Origin of the sequence: Streptomyces abyssomicinicus (assembly GCF_008974245.1) — a bacterium.
GTDB lineage: Bacteria > Actinomycetota > Actinomycetes > Streptomycetales > Streptomycetaceae > Streptomyces > Streptomyces abyssomicinicus.
The window spans coordinates 385,541-404,073 of record NZ_BBZI01000011.1 but is presented as its reverse complement, the minus strand read 5'-3'; the positions used below and the strand labels follow the sequence as shown (position 1 = coordinate 404,073).

Sequence of the window (18,533 nt, the reverse complement as noted above, 5' to 3'; positions counted from 1 at the left end):
CGACGTCGATCACATGAACGGGGCTGGGCAGCGATGGGCAGTGAGCTTCTTCGCACCGCCGCGCCGGGCGGTCTCCGCCGCCGGGTGCGCGCCCTGTGGCGTGAGGTGGTCAAGTTCGGGGCGGTCGGCGGGGCGGGGCTGGTGGTCAACTTCGCCGCGTTCAACCTGCTGCTCCACACGGGGGTGCGCCCGGGCCGGGCCGGGGTCGCGGCCACCGCGCTGGCGATCGTCTTCAACTACGTGGGCTTCCGCTACTTCACCTACCGGGACCGTGACCGCGGTCACCGGACGCGGGAGATGACCCTGTTCCTGGCCTTCAGCGGCGTCGGGCTGGTCATCGAGAACGGCGTGCTGTTCGTCGCCACCTACTGGATGGGCTGGGACACCCCGCTGCAGAACAACGTGTTCAAGTTCGCGGGCGTCGCGGTGGCCACGCTGTTCCGGTTCTGGTCCTACCGGACCTGGGTCTTCCGCGCCCTGCCCGACGAGCGGCCGCGCCCGTCACGCGTCCACCCGCAGGGGCGCGCCTCCGAGCGGGTCGGGCGGCCGTAGGGCCACCCCCGCGATCCCGCCCGCTCCCGGCCGCGTCAGCGGACCGTCGGCCCCGAGGGCTTCCGCGGCGGGCGCTCCGGCAACGGGCGGCTGAGGAAGAGACCGAACACCGGCGGCTGCGCCTGGAGCATCTCCAGCCGGCCCCCGTCCGCCTCCGCGAGGTCCCGGGCGACGGCGAGGCCGATGCCCGTGGAGTTGTGCCCGCTGATCGTCCGCTCGAAGATCCGCGCCCCGAGGTCGGCCGGGATGCCCGGCCCCTCGTCCGTCACCTCGACGACCGCCTGGTTGCCCACCACCCGGGTGCGCAGCGCCACCGTGCCGCCGCCGTGCATCAGCGAGTTCTCGATCAGCGCCGCCAGCACCTGCGCGACCGCGCCGGGCGTGCCCATCGCCTCCAGGTGCCGCTTGCCCGAGGAGACGATGGCCCGGCCGGCGCTGCGGTAGGCGGGCCGCCACTCGGCGATCTGCTGGTGGATGACCTCGTCGATGTCGAACGAGACGGCGGAGCCGGTGCGCGGGTCGCGCGCGTTGGTGAGCAGCCGCTGCACCACGTCGGTGAGCCGCTCGACCTGGGTGAGCGCGATGGCGGCCTCCTCCCGCGCGGTCTTCAGGTCGTCGGTGAGGGTGATCTCCTCCAGCCGCATGGAGAGCGCGGTGAGCGGGGTGCGCAGTTGGTGGGAGGCGTCGGCGGCCAGTCGGCGTTCGGCGGTGAGCATCCGGCCGATGCGTTCGGCGGAGCCGTCCAGCACGTCGGCGACCCGGTCCAGCTCGGGAACGCCGTACCGCTTGTGCCGGGGCCTGGGGTCGCCGGAGCCGAGGCGTTCGGCGGTCTCGGCGAGGTCGGTGAGCGGCGAGGCGAGCCGGTTGGCCTGGCGGACCGCCAGCACGATCGCGGCGACCACCGCGAGCAGCGCCACGGCCGCGATGATCAGCAGCGTGCGCCCGACCTCGCGGGTCACCCGGGAGCGGGGCTCCTCGACGCGGACCGTCTCGCCGCCCTCACCCCGGGTGGTGGCATGGATGACGTCCCCGTCCGGCCGGTCACCGACCTCGATCGGCTTCCGGCCGGGGAAGGTGATCACCGCGTAGCGTCCCGCCTCCACCTGGTTCTCCAGGATGCGGGCGCTGACGTGCTCCTCCCCCAGGACGCGGGCGTCGACGATGCTCGCCAGCCGCACCGCCTCCGACTCCACCCGCTCCTGGGCGCTGGCGCTGATGGTGCGGGTCTCCACCAGGACCAGGGAGACGCCGAACACGGCGATCACCACGAGGACCACGGCGAGCGTGGACTGGATCAGGCGGCGGCGCATGGGTGAAGGGTGTCAGCTCTTCTCGAAGCGGAAGCCGACGCCGCGCACGGTGGCGATGTAGCGGGGGTTGGCCGCGTCGTCGCCGAGCTTCTTGCGGAGCCAGGAGATGTGCATGTCGAGGGTCTTGGTCGACGACCACCAGGTGGTGTCCCAGACCTCGCGCATCAGCTGGTCCCGGGTGACGACCCGCCCGGCGTCCCGGACCAGGACGCGCAGCAGGTCGAACTCCTTCGCGGTGAGCTGGAGCTCCTCCTCGCCCATCCAGGCGCGGTGGGACTCCACGTCGATCCGCACGCCGTGGATGGCCGGCGGCTGCTGCGGCTCCGTGGCGCCGCGCCGCAGCAGGGCCCGCACCCGGGCGAGCAGCTCGGCGAGCCGGAACGGCTTGGTGACGTAGTCGTCGGCCCCCGCGTCGAGGCCCACCACGGTGTCGACCTCGTCCGCGCGCGCGGTCAGGATGAGGATGGGGACGCTGAGCCCCTCGGCGCGGAGCCGCCGGGCGACCTCCAGCCCGTCCATGCCGGGCAGTCCCAGGTCGAGCACGACCAGGTCCACCCCGCCCCGCACTCCGGCGTCGAGGGCGGACGGGCCGTCCTCGCGCACCTCGACCTCGTAGCCCTCCCGGCGCAGCGCGCGGGCCAGCGGCTCAGAGATGGACGAGTCGTCCTCGGCGAGCAGTACACGGGTCATGGGGTGATGGTAGTCCCGCCGTGACGGGAGCCGGAGCCCGCCGTCGCGCCGGAATTCCGGTGCGGGGCCCGGCCCGGACGCACCCGGCGCCGCCCGCTCCCGCCGCCCTGCCGGTCACCTTCTGTCCCGGTCCGCCCCCGCCTGCCCACCCCGCTCCGTCCGTATTTCCACGGTATGAGAGGGTGGATCGGCCGCTGGACGGTGCGGCGCGGACGGCTCACAGAGGTGTGATCATCACCTCAGATGCCCCCTATATGCCCATTGACACGTGTTTCTGCTGTCTAATGGCTCTGGCCCCATAGGGCGGCTTCCGTGTCACGCACCGAAGACCGCCCCTGTGCGCGGGCCGGTTACCAGCCGGCCCGGTAAGAACCAGACCTGTGGCCGGGTCCCGCGCGTCGAGAACGCGCGGGGCGTGGATCCCGGCGTCGTCCTCCCCGCTCCCTCCCCCACGGAGCAACCCTCCCCCACGGCGGGACCTGGGTGGACGACATCGGTGCCGGCCTCCCCCCACCGGGCGCGCCCCCATCCCCCGGCGCGTCCCGACCAGCAAGGAACGACCATGGCGTCCAGCCTGACGAAGTCCTCGCCCCCGTCCCACGGGGCCGAGAAGACTTTCTTCGGCCACCCCCGCGGCCTGGCCACCCTCTTCATGACCGAGATGTGGGAGCGTTTCTCCTACTACGGCATGCGCGCGCTGCTCCCGCTGTACCTGATCGCCGACGAGGGCCTCAACCTCGACGCCGGTACGGCGGTCGCCATCTACTCCGTGTACGTCGCCACGGTGTACCTGCTGGCACTCCCCGGCGGATGGTTCGGCGACCGCGTCTGGGGTCCCCGCAAGACGACGGCCATCGCGGCCGGCGTCATCATGGCGGGCCACCTGCTCCTGGCCGTCCCGATGGACGCCGTCTTCTACGTCGGCCTGCTCTTCGTCGCGGTCGGTTCGGGCCTGCTCAAGGCCAACATCTCCACCATGGTGGGCCACCTGTACAACGGCGCGGACGACCCTCGCCGTGACGGCGGGTTCACCGTCTTCTACATGGGCATCAACATGGGTGCCTTCGCCGCCCCGCTGGTGATCGGCACCGTCGGCCAGACCGTCGACTGGCACCTGGGCTTCGCGCTCGCCGCGGTCGGCATGGGTCTGGGCCTGGTCCAGTTCCTGGTCGGCACCAAGCACCTGGCCGCCGAGTCCAGCGTCGTCCCGAAGCCGCTGTCCGCGGCCGAGCGCGCCTCGACGCTGCGCAAGGCCATGTACTGGCTCATCGTCGCGGTCGTCTTCTACGGCGTCGTCGGCGGCACCGGTCACTTCACGCTGAAGTGGGCCACGGTTCCGCTGCTCGTCCTCGGTCTGCTGATCCCGGTCTCCGTCCTGGTCCGCATCAAGCGCGACAAGGAGCTCACGGACACCGAGCAGTCGAAGGTCTCCGGCTACATCTGGTTCTTCGCCGCCGCGGCCGTCTTCTGGATGATCTACGACCAGGGCGGCTCGACCCTGTCGATCTTCGCCGACGAGCATGTGAACACCGAGGTCTTCGGCTGGGAGTTCCCGGTCTCGTGGTTCCAGTCGGTCAACCCGGTCCTGATCATGGCGCTGGCCCCGGTCTTCGCCACCATCTGGCTCGCCCTTGCCCGCAAGGACAAGGAGCCCAGCACGATCGTCAAGTTCGCCGGCGGTCTGGTCCTGGTCGGCATCTCCTTCTTCGTCTTCATGCTGCCGCTGGTGGCGTCGGGCGACGGCAAGGTCTCGCCGTGGTGGCTGGTGCTGATCTACTTCTGCCAGACCGTGGGTGAGCTGCTGCTCTCGCCGGTGGGCCTGTCGGTCACGACGAAGATGGCGCCGGCGAAGTACGCCTCGCAGATGATGGGCGTGTGGTTCCTGGCCGTCACCGCGGGTGACGCGGTGACCGGGCTCGTCGCCGAGGCGGGGGTCGACCTGAACCGGACCGGGTTCGTGGCGCTCGAGGCGGCGCTCGCGGCGGTGGTCGGTATCGGCATCTTCCTCAACCGCGGCAAGGTCAAGCGCCTCATGGGCGACATCCGCTGACCTTCCCTGCACCACGAAGGGGCCGTCCCGTCTCCACGGGACGGCCCCTTCGCGCGTACCCACCCGGGCAACCGCGCGGTGCCGCGACGGCGCCACCGCCGCGGGCGACGGCGCCACCACGCGATGCGCGGGCCGCGCCGCTCCCGCCTGCGGGCGGTTACCGCGATGGGGCACGCAGGTCACGCCCCTCGCCGACGCGAGAGCCGAGCGGGCCGCTCAGCGATCGGCAACCCAGCGGGCGCCCTTCGGCCGGCATCCCGTCCCCACGATCTGCTTCACGAGCCTGAACGCCTCGCGCAGGGGGACGGTGTCCTCATCCGGGTACTCGTCGTCCTGCCCGTTGGAGAGGACGAACCCGTCACTCGATCCCTGAGCCCCGGGGTCCACGGCATGCTCGCCGGGATCGCCCTCTTCTTCGAGCAGCATCACCAGCGCGCGCTCGGTGTTTGTCACGAAGGCCAGCGATCGTCCGGACGAGCTGGTCAGCCATGTCTCGCGCTGCCCGCTGTCGATCCTTGACCGAAGTGCCTCCAGCACCGTCCCGGACGACACGGGCACAGGGCTGTCGTCATTGATCGTCCAGGACTCGGTCACGCGCCCGACCATCTCACGGACGGCTCGAAGAGACTCACGTCCGCACGCGACGGCTCCCCCCGCGGAAGGCAAGCGCCTGGGGAGGGGGCGGGGCGGGGGATGAACAGTGCTGTCCGCCTGGGCTGGGCCTTCGGCACGCCGCAATGAGGTCACGTGCGTACGGCGCCGCAGGGCTTGCGCGTGGTGGAGCAGGCCGCCCGCCGCGGAGGGCTGGGGCCTGCGCCCGCCCGTGCCGCCCCCTGGGCGGCCCAGCCGCCCGCAGGGGGGGTGCGGCATGTGCCCGCAGAACGGCTGGCAGGTGCCCCGAGGGCGGCGGCGGGGCATGCGCCGCCCCGCAGGCCGCGGCGAGGCTCGCGGGGGACCTCGCCGTGGAAGCGGCCCTCGGGGGGGAGAGAGAACCGCGGCGCCTGGGTGCCGTGTGGGCATGCGGGGGCGGGGGCCGTGCGGCCGAGGACGGGGTAGCCCGGTGGAACGCCGCTCCGGGCGGACGTGGGATCGGCGCCCGTGCGCCCGGAAAGGGCGGGGGCGAGGCGCCTGGGTGCCCGGTGGGCGTGGAGGCGAGACGGAGGGGGAGGGTCGCGCCGGGCCGTGCCCGTGAGGTGGGGGAAGCTGGGGACGGCTGTCGCGGGGTCGGCCAGGGGCCGGTGACCGCGGAGCCGGGATGCGAGGGCTCGGGGGTCGACCGGGGCCGGGATGCGAGGGCATGGAGGTCGACCGGGGCCGGGTGGGCGTGCGGTCGAGGCAGGGGCCAGGGGTGCGCGCCTGCCGGTGGCCGCGCGGCCGGGGGCCCGGTGGGGTCACTGCCGCGCTGCAGGGGTGCGGCGCGGCAGGGACCGGGGGGTCAGGCGGTGGGCTGCGCCAGGTCGGCCCAGACCGTCTTGCCGGGCAGCTCGGGAGCCGTCACGACGCCCCAGTCCATCGACAGCCGCTGGACTATGAACATGCCGTGACCGCCCGGCCGCCCCGCCTGATGCGGCGTCCGCGGCGTCGGCTGCCCCTCCCCGCGGTCGGTGACCGCGACCCGGATCGTCTTCCGGTCGAAGGTCAGCGTCAACGCCTCCGGCCCCTCCGCGTGCAGACACGCGTTGGTGACCAGCTCGGACACGATCAGCAGCACGTCCTCCGCCGCCGCGCGCCCGTCGTCCGTGGACGACGGCAACCAGCCCCACGCGTACAGGGCCTGTCGCGTGAAGTCCCGGGCGAGGGGCACGACGCCGCTCTCGTCCGCCAGATTGACTTGCCGTACCTCCGGCGCCACCGGCGCGCCTCCGTTCGATGCCCCCGTCACCCGCCGAAGGGCGGGAAACGCCCCGTTCACCGCCGTGGCGCGCGGGGAGGAGGAAGCGCCACCGGGCTGCGGGCCGCGATCGCCCGGCGGATGGGGCCGGGTGGTGCTCATCAGCGCTTCACCTCACCGATTCACCAGTACACGAGTGGACTCGGGTTCTCCGGAGCGTCGCGGGCGGTGCGGGCCGTCGGCCCGGTTCCGTCCAGGGCGCCCCCTGTCCTCAGCAATTCTCCTGCCCGCCCCGGACGAGGGAACACTCACCGATTCGCCCCGTTTCGCCCTGTCCGCCATCTTTCACCGATTCAGCACACGATGTCACGAATGCCCGCCACTGGCGTCGCTCTTCGTGACCTCCGTCACCGATCAGCCGGCTCCCGTGCCCTCCGCGAGCGCGCCTTCGACCGTGTCGTGCACGGAGAAGACCGTGTCCGCGCCGGTGATCTCGAAGACGCGCGCCACCGCGGGCCGCATCGCCACCAGATGGATGCCGCCGCCGGCCTCTTCCGCCTTCAGGCGGGCGCCGAGCAGTACGTTCAGCCCCGTGGAGTCGCAGAACTCCAGCCGGGAGCAGTCCACCACGAGCCGGGTGCGCCCCTTCGCCAGGTTGCGCTCCAGCGGCTCGCGGAGAAGTTCGGCGGTGTGGTGGTCGAGTTCGCCCGCCGGGATCACGACGGCGCTGGCTCCCTCTTCCCGTACCTCCACCAGAAGCCGGCCCGACTGCGCGCTGCCGACCGTCCCGTGGTCCATTGCCGTCTCTCTCTCGACGTCCGATCTGCTGATTCCGCCTCCGAACCCTACGCCTTTTGAGCAAGATTCGGCAGCCGAACAATCATAAGAAGTGGGACATAAGCGTACAGAGGGTGCTTGCGGTCTTGTTGCTCGAGCGGGTAGGGCTGATGAGAACACATCCGATCCGACCGGCTTGGAGGCGCCGCACACCCCAAGAAGTGCACGCACTGGCTTCGGCAGCCGTATGCCGAGAACGATGGAGGACTTCATGTCACCCCGGCTCGACGCATCGCATACCCCCAGAGCGACGTCGGCAATCCCGCCCCAGTCCCGCGCCGGCCTCCCGGACCTCGCGGTCACCGGGACACTCCCCGACCGGACGCTCCCCCACCAACGGACCGGGTCCGCCCTCGACGGCGATCCCGGCACCCCGCCGGGGCCCGCCGGCACCGCGCCCCCCGCGGATCCCGCCGGGCTGCTGGACGGGCTTCCCGAGATCCCCCACTACGCGGAAGTACGGGCGGCGGACGCCCGCGCACTCTCCAAGTCGCTGTTCGCGCGGCTGGATTCGCTCGAGGAAGGCACCTCGGAGCACAGCTACGTCCGCAACACCCTGGTCGAGCTGAACCTCGCCCTGGTCAAGTTCGCCGCCTCCCGGTTCGGCTCCCGCAGCGAGCCGATGGACGACATCATCCAGGTGGCCACCATCGGCCTGATCAAGGCGATCGACCGGTTCGAGCTGAGCCGCGGTGTGGAGTTTCCCACATTTGCCATGCCGACCATCATCGGCGAGATCAAGCGCTTCTTCCGGGACACCTCCTGGTCCGTGCGCGTCCCGCGCCGGCTCCAGGAACTGCGCCTGGACCTCGCCCGGGCCACCGACGAACTGCAGCAGCGGCTGGACCGCGCGCCGACCGTGGGCGAGCTGGCCGAGCACCTGGACCTCTCCCGCGAAGAGGTCCTTGAGGGCATGGTCGCCTCGAACGCCTACACCGCCTCCTCGCTGGACGCCCAGCCCGAGGAGGACGACACGGAGGGCGCCCTCGCGGACCGGATCGGCTACGAGGACGACGATCTGGAGGGCGTCGAGTACATCGAGTCGCTCAAGCCCCTGATCGCCGGGCTCCCGGCCCGGGAGCGCAGGATCCTGTCGTTGCGGTTCACGGCCAACATGACCCAGTCCGAGATCGGCGAGGAGCTCGGTATCTCCCAGATGCACGTCTCCCGGCTGCTGTCCCGGACCCTGGTCAGGCTCCGCGAGGGCCTCACCGGCGACGAGTAGCGCCCGCGCCGGGTGCGGGGAGCCTCGGGGGCCTCACACCTCGCGGACGCCGCCCCGCCACACCCCCGCCACCAGCGGGACGCCCGGCCGGTAGGCCAGGTGCACGTGGCTGGGCGCGTCGAGGAGCAGCAGGTCCGCGCGGGCGCCGGGCGCGATGCGTCCGACGTCCGCGCGGCGCAGCGCGGCCGCCCCGCCCGCGGTGGCCGCCCACACCGCCTCGTCGGGCGTCATGCCCATGTCCCGGACGGCGAGGGCGACGCAGAACCCCATGGACGAGGTGTACGACGATCCCGGGTTGCAGTCGGTCGACAGGGCGACGGTGACCCCCGCGTCGAGCAGCCGCCGGGCGTCCGGCCAGGGCGCGCGGGTTGAGAACTCCGCGCCGGGCAGCAGGGTGGCCACGGTCCGTCCGCCGCTGCCCGCCAGCGCGTCCACGTCGGCGTCGGTGAGGTGGGTGCAGTGGTCGGCGCTGGCGGCGCCGAGTTCCACCGCGAGCCGCACGCCGGGGCCGTGGCCGAGCTGGTTGGCGTGCACGCGCGGGATCAGTCCGCGGTCGCGGCCGGCGGTGAGGACCGCGCGTGCCTGGTCGCCGTCGAAGGCGCCGCGCTCGCAGAAGACGTCGACCCAGCGGGCGTGCGGCGCGCAGGCGTCCAGCATCTCGCCGGTGACGAGTTCCACGTAGGCCGCCGGGTCGTCGGCGTGCTCGGGGGCGACGACGTGCGCGCCGAGGTAGGTGACCTCGCGGGTGTGCCGGGCGGCGACCCGCAGCGAGCGGGCCTCGTCCTCGACGGTGAGGCCGTAGCCGGACTTGGTCTCCACGGTGGTGGTGCCCTGCCGCAGCGCCTCCCGCAGGTGCCGCACCAGGTTGGCCTCCAGCTCGGCCTCGGTCGCCGCGCGGGTGGCGGCGACGGTGGTGCGGATGCCGCCCGCCGTGTAGGGGCGCCCGGACATCCGGGCGTTGAACTCCCCGGTGCGGTCCCCGGCGAAGACCAGGTGCGTGTGGGAGTCGACGAAGCCCGGCAGCAGGGCGCCGCCCCGGGCGTCGACCCGGTTGTCGGTGGTGGGTGCTTTCCTGGACATACCGGTCCACATGACGCGGTCGCCCTCGATCACGACGGCCGCGTCCCGGATCACGCCGAGTGGTGTGCCGTCGTCGGAGGCGCCGAGGGAGGGGTCGTTGGTGACCAGGTGGGCGATGTTGTCGATCAGGGTGGCGGTGGCGCTGCCGGTCGGGGTGCTCATGCTCGTCCTGTGTGCAGGTCGGCGATGGCCGACGCCAGTTCTCGGGCGGGTTCGGGTACCAGGGTGTGCGCCCCGTCGCGGACCACGTGGCGGCCCGCGCACACGGTGTGGCGCACGTCCGCGGCCGTCGCGGCGAATACCGCGGTCTCCGCGCCCCGCCGGGGCGGCGGGCCCGCGGTTCTGACGCTGTCCAGGGCGACGGTCGTCCAGTCGGCGGGCGCACCCGGCTCCAGTCCGCCCGCCTCGGGCCGTCCGAGGGCGGCATGGCCGTCGGCGGTGGCGGCGCGCAGCAGCGCCCCGGCGCTCCAGTGGCCGCGGACGCGGGTGCGCAGCCGTTCGTCGAGTTCCAGGGCGCGCGCCTCCTCGAACAGGTCGATCACGGCGTGGCTGTCGGAGCCCAGGACGATCGGCGACCCCGCCCGCCGGAGGGCGGGGGCGGGACCGATGCCGTCGGCGAGGTCGCGTTCGGTGGTGGGGCACATGCAGGTGCCGGTGCCCGTTCCGCCGATCAGGGCGATGTCCTCGTCGGTGAGGTGGGTGTTGTGCACGCCGGTGGTGCGCGGGCCGAGCACGCCGTGGTCGGCGAGCAGCCGGGCCGGGGTGCGGCCGTGGGCGGCCAGGCACGCCTCGTTCTCGGCGGGCTGTTCGGAGAGGTGGACGTGGAGCGGCGCGCCGCGTTCCTCCGCCCAGCGGGCGATGTCGGCCAGCTGGCCCGCGGGGACGGCCCGCACGGAGTGCACGGCGGCGCCGATCCGCGCGTGGTCGCGGTCCTTCAGCAGCGCGGCGCGGGCGGCCCATGCCTCGGCGTCGCCGTCGGAGAAGCGGAGCTGGGGCTCGGTGGGCGGTGCGCCGAAGCCGGAGGAGAGGTAGGCGGTGTCCAGCAGCGTGATCCGGATGCCGGCCTGGGCGGCGGCCTCGATCAGCGCCTCGCCCATGGCGTTGGGGTCGTCGTAGCGGGCGCCGCCGGGGGCGTGGTGCAGGTAGTGGAACTCGCCGACGGCGGTGATGCCGGCCAGCGCCATCTCCGCGTAGACGGCCCGGGCGAGGGCGAGGTAGGAGTCCGGGTCGAGCCGCCCGGCGACCTGGTACATGACGTCCCGCCAGGTCCAGAAGGTGCCGCGGTCGGCCTGGACGACGCCCCGCAGGGCGCGGTGGAAGGCGTGCGAGTGGGCGTTGGCCAGCCCCGGCAGGGTGAGGCCGCGCAGGGGTTCGGCGCCGGGCGGGGGCGCGGTGACCTCGTGGGTGAGGGCGGTGATCCGGCCGTCCGGGCCGGTCTCCACCAGGACGCCGGAGAGGACCGGGCCGTCGGCGGTGAGGAGGGCGTGCTCCAGCCAGTACGTGGCCTCCGGACGGTCGGTGCCGGGGCGGTCCGTGGATCGCCGGTGAGCGTCCGGTCGGTCGACGCCCGGACGGTCCGCGCCGGGACGGTCGGTGACCGGTCGGTCGGTGGCCGGGTGGTCCGTGGCCGGGCGGCGGGTGGTGGGGGGTGTCACGCGCGGGCCAGTCCTTCCAGGGCGTCGGCGAGGGCGCGCACCCCCGCGGCGCAGTCGTCCTCGGTGGCGTGCTCGGCCGGGGAGTGGGAGACGCCGGTGGGGTTGCGCACGAACAGCATGGCGGTGGGGACGCTTCCGGCGAGGATCCCGGCGTCGTGTCCGGCCCCCGTTCCCAGCACGGGCGCCGGCCCGCGGCCGTCGTCGCGGCCGCCGAGGAGCGCGGCGAGCCGGTCGCGCAGGGTGTGGTCGAAGCGGGTCTCGGGGGTGAACGACTCGCGGGACACCTCGAGCCGGACGCCGTGCTCGACGGCGGCGGCGCGGGCGGCGCCCTCCACCGCGCCGACGACGTCGTCCAGGGCGTCCTGGGCGGCGGCGCGGGAGTCCAGCCAGCCGCGCACCAGGGAGGGCACGGCGTTGACCCCGTTGGGGTCGACGGCGACCTTGCCGAAGGTGGCGACGGCGCCCGCGCGCACCGCCTCCCGGCGGGCGGCGAGGACGGTCTCGGCGTAGGGCAGCATCGGGTCGCGCCGGTCGGCGAGGCGGGTGGTGCCGGCGTGGTTGGCCTCGCCGTGGAAGTCGAACCGCCAGCGGCCGTGCGGCCAGACCGCACTGGCCACGCCGACCGGGTCGCCGGTCAGGTCCAGGGCCCGGCCCTGCTCGATGTGGAGTTCCACGAACGCGCCGATCCCGGCGAGGCGTTCGGGGTCGGCCCCGATGGCGTCCGGGTCGTGCCCGGCGGCCTCCATGGCACGGGGCAGGGTGACGCCGTCGGCGTCGGTGAGCCGGTGGGCCTGTGCGCGGGTGAGCAGTCCGGCGGTGAGGCGGGAGCCAACGCAGGCGAGCCCGAACCGGGCGCCCTCCTCGTCGCCGAAGTTGACCACCGCGAGCGGCCGGCCGAAGCGGACGCCCCGCGCGCGGAGTTCGTCGAGGGCGGCGAAGGCGGAGACGACGCCCAGCGGGCCGTCGAAGGCACCGCCGTCCGGGACGGAGTCCAGGTGGGAGCCGGTCACCACGGCGTCCCCGGCGGCCGGGTCGCCCAGCCACGCCCACTGGTTGCCGTTGCGGTCGGTCTCCACGGCCAGACCGCGGGCCTCGGCCTGTTCGCGGAACCAGGCCCGGCAGTCGCCGTCGGCCGCCGTCCAGGCGAAGCGGCGGTACCCGCCGGAGGACCGGTCCCGGCCGACCGCGGCCAGGTCCCGCCACATCTCCTGGAACGACGCCCCCTTGGGCGTGGTGCCGTCGGCCTTCGGCGTGCTCACGCGTCCTCGCCCTCGCCGTCGTCCTCGCGCATGGGGACGCGGACACCGCGTTCCGCGGCCACCGTCTCGGCGATGTCGTAGCCGGCGTCGACGTGCCGGACGACACCCATGCCCGGGTCGTTGGTGAGGACGCGGCGGATCTTCTCCCCGGCCAGCGGGGTGCCGTCGGCGACGGTGACCTGTCCGGCGTGGATCGAGCGGCCCATGCCGACGCCGCCGCCGTGGTGCAGCGACACCCAGGAGGCGCCGGAAGCCACGTTGACCATGGCGTTGAGCAGCGGCCAGTCGGCGATGGCGTCCGAGCCGTCGAGCATCGCCTCGGTCTCCCGGTACGGGGAGGCGACCGAGCCGCAGTCCAGGTGGTCGCGGCCGATCACCACCGGGGCCTTCAGCTCGCCGCTCGCCACCATGTCGTTGAACCGCTCGCCCGCCTTGTCGCGCTCGCCGTAGCCGAGCCAGCAGATCCGCGCGGGCAGGCCCTGGAACTTCACCCGCTCCCCGGCCAGCTTGATCCAGCGGGCCAGCGACTCGTTCTCCGGGAACAGGTCCAGCACGGCGCGGTCGGTGGCCGCGATGTCCGCCGGGTCGCCGGAGAGCGCCGCCCAGCGGAACGGGCCCTTGCCCTCGCAGAACAGCGGACGGATGTAGGCGGGCACGAAGCCGGGGAAGTCGAACGCGCGCCCGTAGCCCGCGAGTCGCGCCTCACCGCGGATCGAGTTGCCGTAGTCGAAGACCTCGGCCCCGGCGTCCTGGAAGCCGACCATCGCCTCCACGTGGCGGGCCATGGACTCGCGGGCGCGGGTGGTGAATCCGGCCGGGTCCTTGACCGCGGCGTCGGCCATCTCGTCGAACGCGACCCCGACGGGGAGGTAGCTCAGCGGGTCGTGGGCGGAGGTCTGGTCGGTGACGATGTCGATGGGAGCGCCCATGGCGAGGAGCCGCGGGACCAGTTCGGCGGCGTTGCCGAGGACGCCGATCGAGAGCGGGCGGCGGGCGTCGCGGGCCTCCACCGCCAACTGGAGGGCGTGGTCGGGGGAGTCGGCGCGGACGTCCAGGTAGCGGTGGTCGATGCGGCGCTCGATGGCGCGGGGGTCGCAGTCGACACAGATCGCGACGCCCTCGTTCATGGTGACCGCCAGCGGCTGGGCGCCGCCCATGCCGCCGAGGCCGGCGGTGAGGGTGATGGTGCCGGCCAGGGTGCCGCCGAACTTCTTCGCGGCGACGGCGGCGAAGGTCTCGTAGGTGCCCTGGAGGATGCCCTGGGTGCCGATGTAGATCCACGAGCCGGCGGTCATCTGCCCGTACATGGTCAGGCCCAGCTGCTCCAGTCGGCGGAACTCCTCCCAGTTCGCCCAGTCACCCACGAGGTTGGAGTTGGCGATCAGGACGCGGGGGGCCCACTCGTGGGTCTGCATCACGCCGACGGGGCGGCCGGACTGGACGAGCATCGTCTCGTCCTGCTTGAGCGTGCGGAGGGTGCGGACCATGGCGTCGAAGGAGCGCCAGTCGCGGGCGGCCTTGCCGGTGCCGCCGTAGACCACCAGGCGGTCCGGGTGTTCGGCGACCTCCGGGTCGAGGTTGTTCTGCAGCATCCGCAGGGCGGCCTCCTGCTGCCAGCCGGCGGCGGTGAGTTCGGTTCCGCGGGGGGATCGGACGGGGCGGGGACGTCCTGACATACCGGCGGCCTCCTGGTGGCGCGACGTTGCTTGACGGCTATTCACATCCTGTCCGTGTGAATAGCCCCAGTCAACAGCACCGCCCCGCCCCCACCTCCCCATCCCTTCCGGGCAGCCCTGCGGGCACCCGGACAGCCACCACGCCACGCCGCCACACCTTCTGCGGGCGGCCGGGCCGCCCGGGGGCGGCACCCGGGCGGTCACCGCGCCCCACCCCGCCGCCCTGCGGGCGGCCGGGTCGCCCGGAGGACAGCACACAGGCGGCCACCGTGCCGCACCCGCCGTTTCTGCGGGCGGCCGGGCCGCCCAGGGGGCGATGGGGGTCCTCCCCCAGACTCCGTCCGGGGGCACCCCCACCTGCTCGAGCGAAGCCGAGAGCTTGGGGGAGGGCGGGCGCAGGCCCCAGCCTCCGCGGCGAGCGGTCCGCCCCGCCATGCGCAAGCCCTGCGGTGCCGTACGCACCTGACCTCACCGAGGCGAGCCTGAGCAACGCCGGGCGGACAGCGCTGTTCATCCCCCGACCCGCCCCCTTCCCAGGGGCTCAACTCCGCGGAGCGAGCCGCCGCGTGCGTACGTGAGGCCTGCGCCCACCCTCCCCCAAGCTCTCGACTTCGCTCGAGCAGGGGGCACCCCCATCGCCCTTGGCGGCACGATTGCCCGCAGAAGGAACGGGTGGACCACACGGGCGCGGGGTCGGGGGAGCGCTCGCGGGGGGCATACCGCATCGGGGTGATGTCCGGGGAGTTAATCGGGCAATCCGGCCGTGGGGCGGCATAGTTGACCCACGATAGTCGGCCGTCGGCATGTTCCGCTGGAAAATGCCAGAACCCCCACTACTCTCCGCGAACCTGCGTAACCTCTCCGTCGTTCAGCCGAACGCCAGGTGGAGGGGGCCACGCATGCCCGGAATCGACGAGTGTCTTCTGGAAGTCATGCGGTTGCCCGGGGCGAGGGGCGCCGCGCTGGTCGACTGGACCAGCGGACTGCCCCTCGGCACCGTCGGCGACCCTCCCGGCGGCGAGGACCACGACACCGCGGCCGCCGAGGCCGCCGAACTCGCCCGGCTGGCCGCCGAGCACCGCGCCTTCACCCCCGGCGAGGGCGCGGGCTGGGACAGCGCCGAGCCTCCGGTGGAGGACGTGATCATCAGCAACCGGGACAGCTACCACGTGCTCCGCTTCCTGCGGGCCACCTACGAGAGCAACGTCTTCCTCCACCTGTGGCTCGACCGCGACGAGGGCAACCTGGCGCTGGCCCGGATCCGTCTGGGCGACCTGGCCGGACGGCTGGTGCTCGCATGACGCCCGTGAACACGCCCCCGCCGCGCCTGCCGGTCCGTGACCCGTCGGCCGCGCGGCAGCGCCCGTGGGGCAGCGTCTCGCCGATGCTGAACCGGCTGGCCGCCGAGCACGCCACCGGCGTCCTGGTCCGGGAGCGCGGCACGCTCTACCTGTCCGAGGGCCGGGTGGTGCACGCCGAGAGCCCGGCCACGCCCGGCATCGACGTGCTGCTCACCGCCGGCGGCGCGGTGGACCCGGAGGGGTGGCAGCGGGCCGTGGAGGGCGCGGAGGCCGACCCGAAGCGGCCGGTGGGCCGGACGCTGATCTCGCAGGGCATGCTCTCCCAGGGGCAGCTGGAGCTCTGCCACCTGGGCACCCTCTACGACGCCGCCTACTTCGCGCTCGCCCCCAGCAGCGCGCCCGGGCACTTCCGCTACGGCGCCTGGCACTGGATGGGTCCCGTGCGGCCCGTCCCCGTGTCGGCGCTGGAGCGGGAGACGATGCGGCGGCGTTCGCTGCTGAACCGCATCTGGCCCGACCCGTCGACCGACACGGCCCCGCTGACCGTCGTCCGCCCGGCCCGGACGGTCCCGGTCTGCCCGCGGCGTCAGGCGATCCTGGACCTGGTCGACGGCCGCCGGACGGCCACCGACATCGCCCGCGAACTCGGCCGCCCGGCCTTCCACACCCTGGTGGACCTGCGCCGGCTGGCCGCCGCGGGCCTGGTCGCCGCCACCCACCGCCCGGCGGCGCCCCCGCCGCCGACCACCGGCACGGCGTCCGGGAGCGGCACCGCGACCGCGCTTCCCGTGCAGCCCACCGCCCGTAGCCGTCCGGTGGTGAGCCCGGCACCGCCCGTGCCGCCCGTGCCGCCCGTGCCGCCGGCACCGCCCGCGTCCCTCGCACCGCCCGCGTCCCTGGCACCGCTGGTGCCGCTCGTGCAGCCGCTGCCGCCGCTGGCGCCGCAGCCCGCGCACCCGGTCCAGCCGCCGGACGGCGGTGCGGAGCAGGAGGCCCGCAACCACCCCGACGTGGACGTCCCGCTGCCGCTGCGCCCCTCCCGCGGCCGGCACCGCGCGGGCCAGGGGTCCCCGGCCGCCCCGCGTACGGCACCGACGGCGCCACCCGCCACGTCCCCGCCCGCCGGGCCGGTGTCCGCGCCCACGACGGCCACGGCTCACCCGGCGGAGCCGCTCACCTCCGTGGCCCCGGTGACCGCGGCGACCTCCGTGACCGCGGTGGCCGGTCGGTCCGCGGCCGCCGCGTCCACACCGGGGGTTCCGGCCCCGCGGACCCCGGTGGCCGCACCGTCGCAGATGCCGCCCACGTCCTTCGCCGACCCCGACCTCACCCTGCTCAGAAGACTCCGGGCAGCCTTGGAGACCCTGTGATCCGCGCCCTCCGTCAGCGGGCCGAGAGGAAGCAGAAGCCGGCCGCCGAGGCGGAGGTGCGGGCGGAGCTGCGCCGGCTCCGGTCCCGTCTGCCCCGGCTGACCGGCGCCCTCGCCACCTGCGCCGACGGCACGGTGCTGGCCGACGACGCCCCCGGCGTCGCCGCCGAGGAGGCCGCCGCGCTGACCACCACCGTGCTCGCCGCGGTGCTCCGGCTGGCCGACGGGACCGGCCGCGGCACCCCGTCCGAGCTGGTCGTCCGCGGTGACTCGGGCTACCTGGCGACCTACGCGGCCGGCCGTTCGACCGTGCTCACCCTGCTCTGCGAGGACGCGGTGAACCTCGGGCGGCTGCACCTGGAGGGGCGTCGCAGCGCCGCCCGGATCGGCGAGCTCGTCGACCGGCAGAGCTCCGTCCCCCCGGCCCTCGACCCCGCGCCCCTCTCCCCCGCCACCGTCACCGCGGCGGCCGTGGTTCCCGGCGCCACCGGCGCCACCACGACCCCCGCGTCCGTACCCACCCGGGCACGCCCGTCCCGCACCGCCGAGGCGACCGCGCCCACCACCCACAGTTGAGAGGAAACACCGCAATGGCCAGCACCGAGACCGCCCTGAAGGAAGCCCTGACCACCATCGAGGGCGCCACCGGCGTCGCGCTGGTGGACTACACCAGCGGCATGGCGCTCGGCACGCTCGGCGGCAGCAAGGACTTCGACCTGAACGTCGCCGCCGCCGGCAACACCGACGTGGTGCGCGCCAAGATGCGCGCGATGGAGCATCTCGGCATCCAGTCCGAGATCGAGGACATCCTGATCACCCTGAGCGACCAGTACCACCTGATCCGGCTGCTCAAGGGCCGGAGCGGGAACGGCCTCTTCATCTACCTGGTGCTCGACGCCAGCCGTTCCAACCTGGCGATGGCCCGCCACCAGCTCAAGCGCATCGAGGCCGAGCTGGAGGTCTGAGCCCCGGCGGACACCGGTCAGGCAGGCACCGCGGTACGGCGGCGCCGCGCCCCGCCGGGGGACGCGTCGCCCGCCGCGACACCCGTGAAGCGGTAGCCCCGGACGGTCTTCCCGGCCGGGGCGCCGCCGCGGCGCAGCCAGTCCACCCGCACCCACAGCAGCACCTCGCCGGCCCGCTCCCGGCGGCCCAGCCAGGCCGCCTTCAGCCACAGTCCGGCGCCCGCGCCGGCCAGTGTCATGCCGCCGGCCGCCGGCAGCGCGAACGAGGAGCCCACCGCGGCGAGGAAGGCGAGCAGCAGCCACCAGGCGTGCCCGCGCCGCCACCCCCGGGCCGACACCGCCCGGTCCTGGAGCAGGTCGTTGCGTCCCGCCTTGGCCGCGGCCTTCACCAGCGCGGCGTACCGCTTGCGCCCCGCGGCCCCCACCAGGACGGCGGTCACCAGGAACAGCAGCGCCCCCGCGTACAGCCCGATCCGCCGGCCGGTCAGCCCCGGCAGCAGCACTCCCACTCCGGCCGCGAGCACCCCGAGCCACCACATCGGTGCCGCCCCCGCCCGTACGACCACGGCCACCCGGGCCAGTCCCTGACCTCCGCGCGCCACGATCCGCCTCCTCGTCTCCTCGAGCTCCGCTCCGTTTCCGTCCGCGGGACGCGGACGGGTCCCCGTCGGGACCTGTTCGACCGGCAGGTTAGTCATGGCGTGTTCAAATCCGCGTGAGGACGGACGGATGC

At 74.0% G+C, this 18,533-nt stretch carries 16 protein-coding genes and 1 pseudogene; 7 read left to right on the top strand and 10 right to left on the bottom strand.

What is annotated here, in order from left to right; genetic code table 11:
- Positions 1-33: 33 nt before the first annotated feature.
- Complete coding sequence (locus GBN72_RS27090; RefSeq protein WP_151774517.1) at positions 34-552, top strand: GtrA family protein; 519 nt, start codon at positions 34-36, stop codon at positions 550-552.
- 35 nt (positions 553-587) lie between these two features.
- Here GBN72_RS27090 and GBN72_RS27085 read toward each other — a convergent pair whose 3' ends face one another.
- Both GBN72_RS27085 and GBN72_RS27080 read right to left on the bottom strand, forming a co-directional pair.
- Entirely contained in the window at positions 588-1,862 is a 1,275-nt protein-coding gene (locus GBN72_RS27085) for a sensor histidine kinase (RefSeq protein ID WP_151774516.1), read from the bottom strand.
- Positions 1,863-1,874: 12 nt separating this feature from the next.
- On the bottom strand, positions 1,875-2,552 hold the full coding sequence (locus tag GBN72_RS27080) for a response regulator transcription factor (protein ID WP_151774515.1): 678 nt from the start codon (positions 2,550-2,552) through the stop codon (positions 1,875-1,877).
- A 562-nt stretch (positions 2,553-3,114) separates the two neighbouring features.
- Between GBN72_RS27080 and GBN72_RS27075 the strand changes: the two genes are divergently transcribed.
- On the top strand, positions 3,115-4,602 hold the full coding sequence (locus GBN72_RS27075; RefSeq protein WP_151774514.1) for a peptide MFS transporter: 1,488 nt from the start codon (positions 3,115-3,117) through the stop codon (positions 4,600-4,602).
- Positions 4,603-4,818: 216 nt separating this feature from the next.
- Here GBN72_RS27075 and GBN72_RS27070 read toward each other — a convergent pair whose 3' ends face one another.
- From GBN72_RS27070 to GBN72_RS27060, 3 genes are all read right to left on the bottom strand, one after another.
- Positions 4,819-5,196, bottom strand: coding sequence for a hypothetical protein (locus GBN72_RS27070; protein WP_151774513.1), 378 nt, complete (start codon positions 5,194-5,196; stop codon positions 4,819-4,821).
- Positions 5,197-6,037: 841 nt separating this feature from the next.
- Positions 6,038-6,595, bottom strand: a complete 558-nt coding sequence (locus GBN72_RS27065; RefSeq protein ID WP_151774512.1) for an ATP-binding protein — start codon at positions 6,593-6,595, stop codon at positions 6,038-6,040.
- Between the two features lie 252 nt (positions 6,596-6,847).
- Entirely contained in the window at positions 6,848-7,231 is a 384-nt protein-coding gene (locus tag GBN72_RS27060) for an STAS domain-containing protein (protein WP_151774511.1), read from the bottom strand.
- Positions 7,232-7,469: 238 nt separating this feature from the next.
- Between GBN72_RS27060 and GBN72_RS27055 the strand changes: the two genes are divergently transcribed.
- On the top strand, positions 7,470-8,495 hold the full coding sequence (locus GBN72_RS27055; protein WP_439959823.1) for an RNA polymerase sigma factor SigF: 1,026 nt from the start codon (positions 7,470-7,472) through the stop codon (positions 8,493-8,495).
- 33 nt (positions 8,496-8,528) lie between these two features.
- Here the strand turns inward: GBN72_RS27055 and hutI are convergent, their stop codons facing one another.
- The 4 genes from hutI to hutU form a co-directional block, all read right to left on the bottom strand.
- Positions 8,529-9,737, bottom strand: coding sequence for an imidazolonepropionase (hutI, locus tag GBN72_RS27050; RefSeq protein WP_151774510.1), 1,209 nt, complete (start codon positions 9,735-9,737; stop codon positions 8,529-8,531).
- A complete protein-coding gene (locus GBN72_RS27045; RefSeq protein ID WP_151774609.1) occupies positions 9,734-11,068 on the bottom strand; it encodes a formimidoylglutamate deiminase in 1,335 nt (444 codons plus the stop codon). The genes hutI and GBN72_RS27045 overlap by 4 nt, the downstream gene beginning before the upstream one ends.
- 158 nt (positions 11,069-11,226) lie before the next feature.
- On the bottom strand, positions 11,227-12,435 hold the full coding sequence (locus GBN72_RS27040) for an allantoate amidohydrolase (RefSeq protein ID WP_151774608.1): 1,209 nt from the start codon (positions 12,433-12,435) through the stop codon (positions 11,227-11,229).
- Between the two features lie 50 nt (positions 12,436-12,485).
- Positions 12,486-14,165, bottom strand: coding sequence for a urocanate hydratase (hutU, locus tag GBN72_RS27035; RefSeq protein WP_151774509.1), 1,680 nt, complete (start codon positions 14,163-14,165; stop codon positions 12,486-12,488).
- An 899-nt stretch (positions 14,166-15,064) separates the two neighbouring features.
- Between hutU and GBN72_RS27030 the strand changes: the two genes are divergently transcribed.
- The 4 genes and pseudogenes from GBN72_RS27030 (at position 15,065) to GBN72_RS27015 (ending at position 17,800) form a co-directional block, all read left to right on the top strand.
- Positions 15,065-15,466 (top strand): hypothetical protein, encoded by a 402-nt coding sequence (locus GBN72_RS27030; protein WP_151774508.1) that lies wholly within the window; start codon positions 15,065-15,067, stop codon positions 15,464-15,466.
- A pseudogene (locus GBN72_RS35590) lies at positions 15,463-16,233 on the top strand (DUF4388 domain-containing protein); the annotation flags it as partial. The gene GBN72_RS27030 and the pseudogene GBN72_RS35590, both read left to right, overlap by 4 nt.
- 599 nt (positions 16,234-16,832) lie before the next feature.
- The gene (locus GBN72_RS27020; protein ID WP_151774507.1) at positions 16,833-17,411 is read left to right on the top strand and encodes a roadblock/LC7 domain-containing protein; all 579 of its coding nucleotides are present in this window, start codon (positions 16,833-16,835) and stop codon (positions 17,409-17,411) included.
- A 14-nt stretch (positions 17,412-17,425) separates the two neighbouring features.
- Positions 17,426-17,800 (top strand): roadblock/LC7 domain-containing protein, encoded by a 375-nt coding sequence (locus GBN72_RS27015; RefSeq protein ID WP_151774506.1) that lies wholly within the window; start codon positions 17,426-17,428, stop codon positions 17,798-17,800.
- A 17-nt stretch (positions 17,801-17,817) separates the two neighbouring features.
- On the opposite strand, the gene GBN72_RS27010 is transcribed toward GBN72_RS27015, so the two are convergent.
- Positions 17,818-18,402, bottom strand: coding sequence for a hypothetical protein (locus GBN72_RS27010; RefSeq protein WP_151774505.1), 585 nt, complete (start codon positions 18,400-18,402; stop codon positions 17,818-17,820).
- Positions 18,403-18,533: the final 131 nt, after the last annotated feature.

Coding starts and splice junctions, on each gene's coding strand:
- GBN72_RS27085 (WP_151774516.1), bottom strand. CDS start 1,862: ATGCGCCGCCGCCTGATCCAGTCCACGCTCGCCGTGGTCCTCGTGGTG.
- GBN72_RS27075 (WP_151774514.1), top strand. CDS start 3,115: ATGGCGTCCAGCCTGACGAAGTCCTCGCCCCCGTCCCACGGGGCCGAG.
- hutI (WP_151774510.1), bottom strand. CDS start 9,737: ATGAGCACCCCGACCGGCAGCGCCACCGCCACCCTGATCGACAACATC.
- GBN72_RS27015 (WP_151774506.1), top strand. CDS start 17,426: ATGGCCAGCACCGAGACCGCCCTGAAGGAAGCCCTGACCACCATCGAG.
- GBN72_RS27040 (WP_151774608.1), bottom strand. CDS start 12,435: ATGTGGCGGGACCTGGCCGCGGTCGGCCGGGACCGGTCCTCCGGCGGG.
- GBN72_RS27090 (WP_151774517.1), top strand. CDS start 34: ATGGGCAGTGAGCTTCTTCGCACCGCCGCGCCGGGCGGTCTCCGCCGC.
- GBN72_RS27055 (WP_439959823.1), top strand. CDS start 7,470: ATGGAGGACTTCATGTCACCCCGGCTCGACGCATCGCATACCCCCAGA.
- GBN72_RS27060 (WP_151774511.1), bottom strand. CDS start 7,231: ATGGACCACGGGACGGTCGGCAGCGCGCAGTCGGGCCGGCTTCTGGTG.
- hutU (WP_151774509.1), bottom strand. CDS start 14,165: ATGTCAGGACGTCCCCGCCCCGTCCGATCCCCCCGCGGAACCGAACTC.
- GBN72_RS27080 (WP_151774515.1), bottom strand. CDS start 2,552: ATGACCCGTGTACTGCTCGCCGAGGACGACTCGTCCATCTCTGAGCCG.
- GBN72_RS27065 (WP_151774512.1), bottom strand. CDS start 6,595: ATGAGCACCACCCGGCCCCATCCGCCGGGCGATCGCGGCCCGCAGCCC.
- GBN72_RS27030 (WP_151774508.1), top strand. CDS start 15,065: ATGCCCGGAATCGACGAGTGTCTTCTGGAAGTCATGCGGTTGCCCGGG.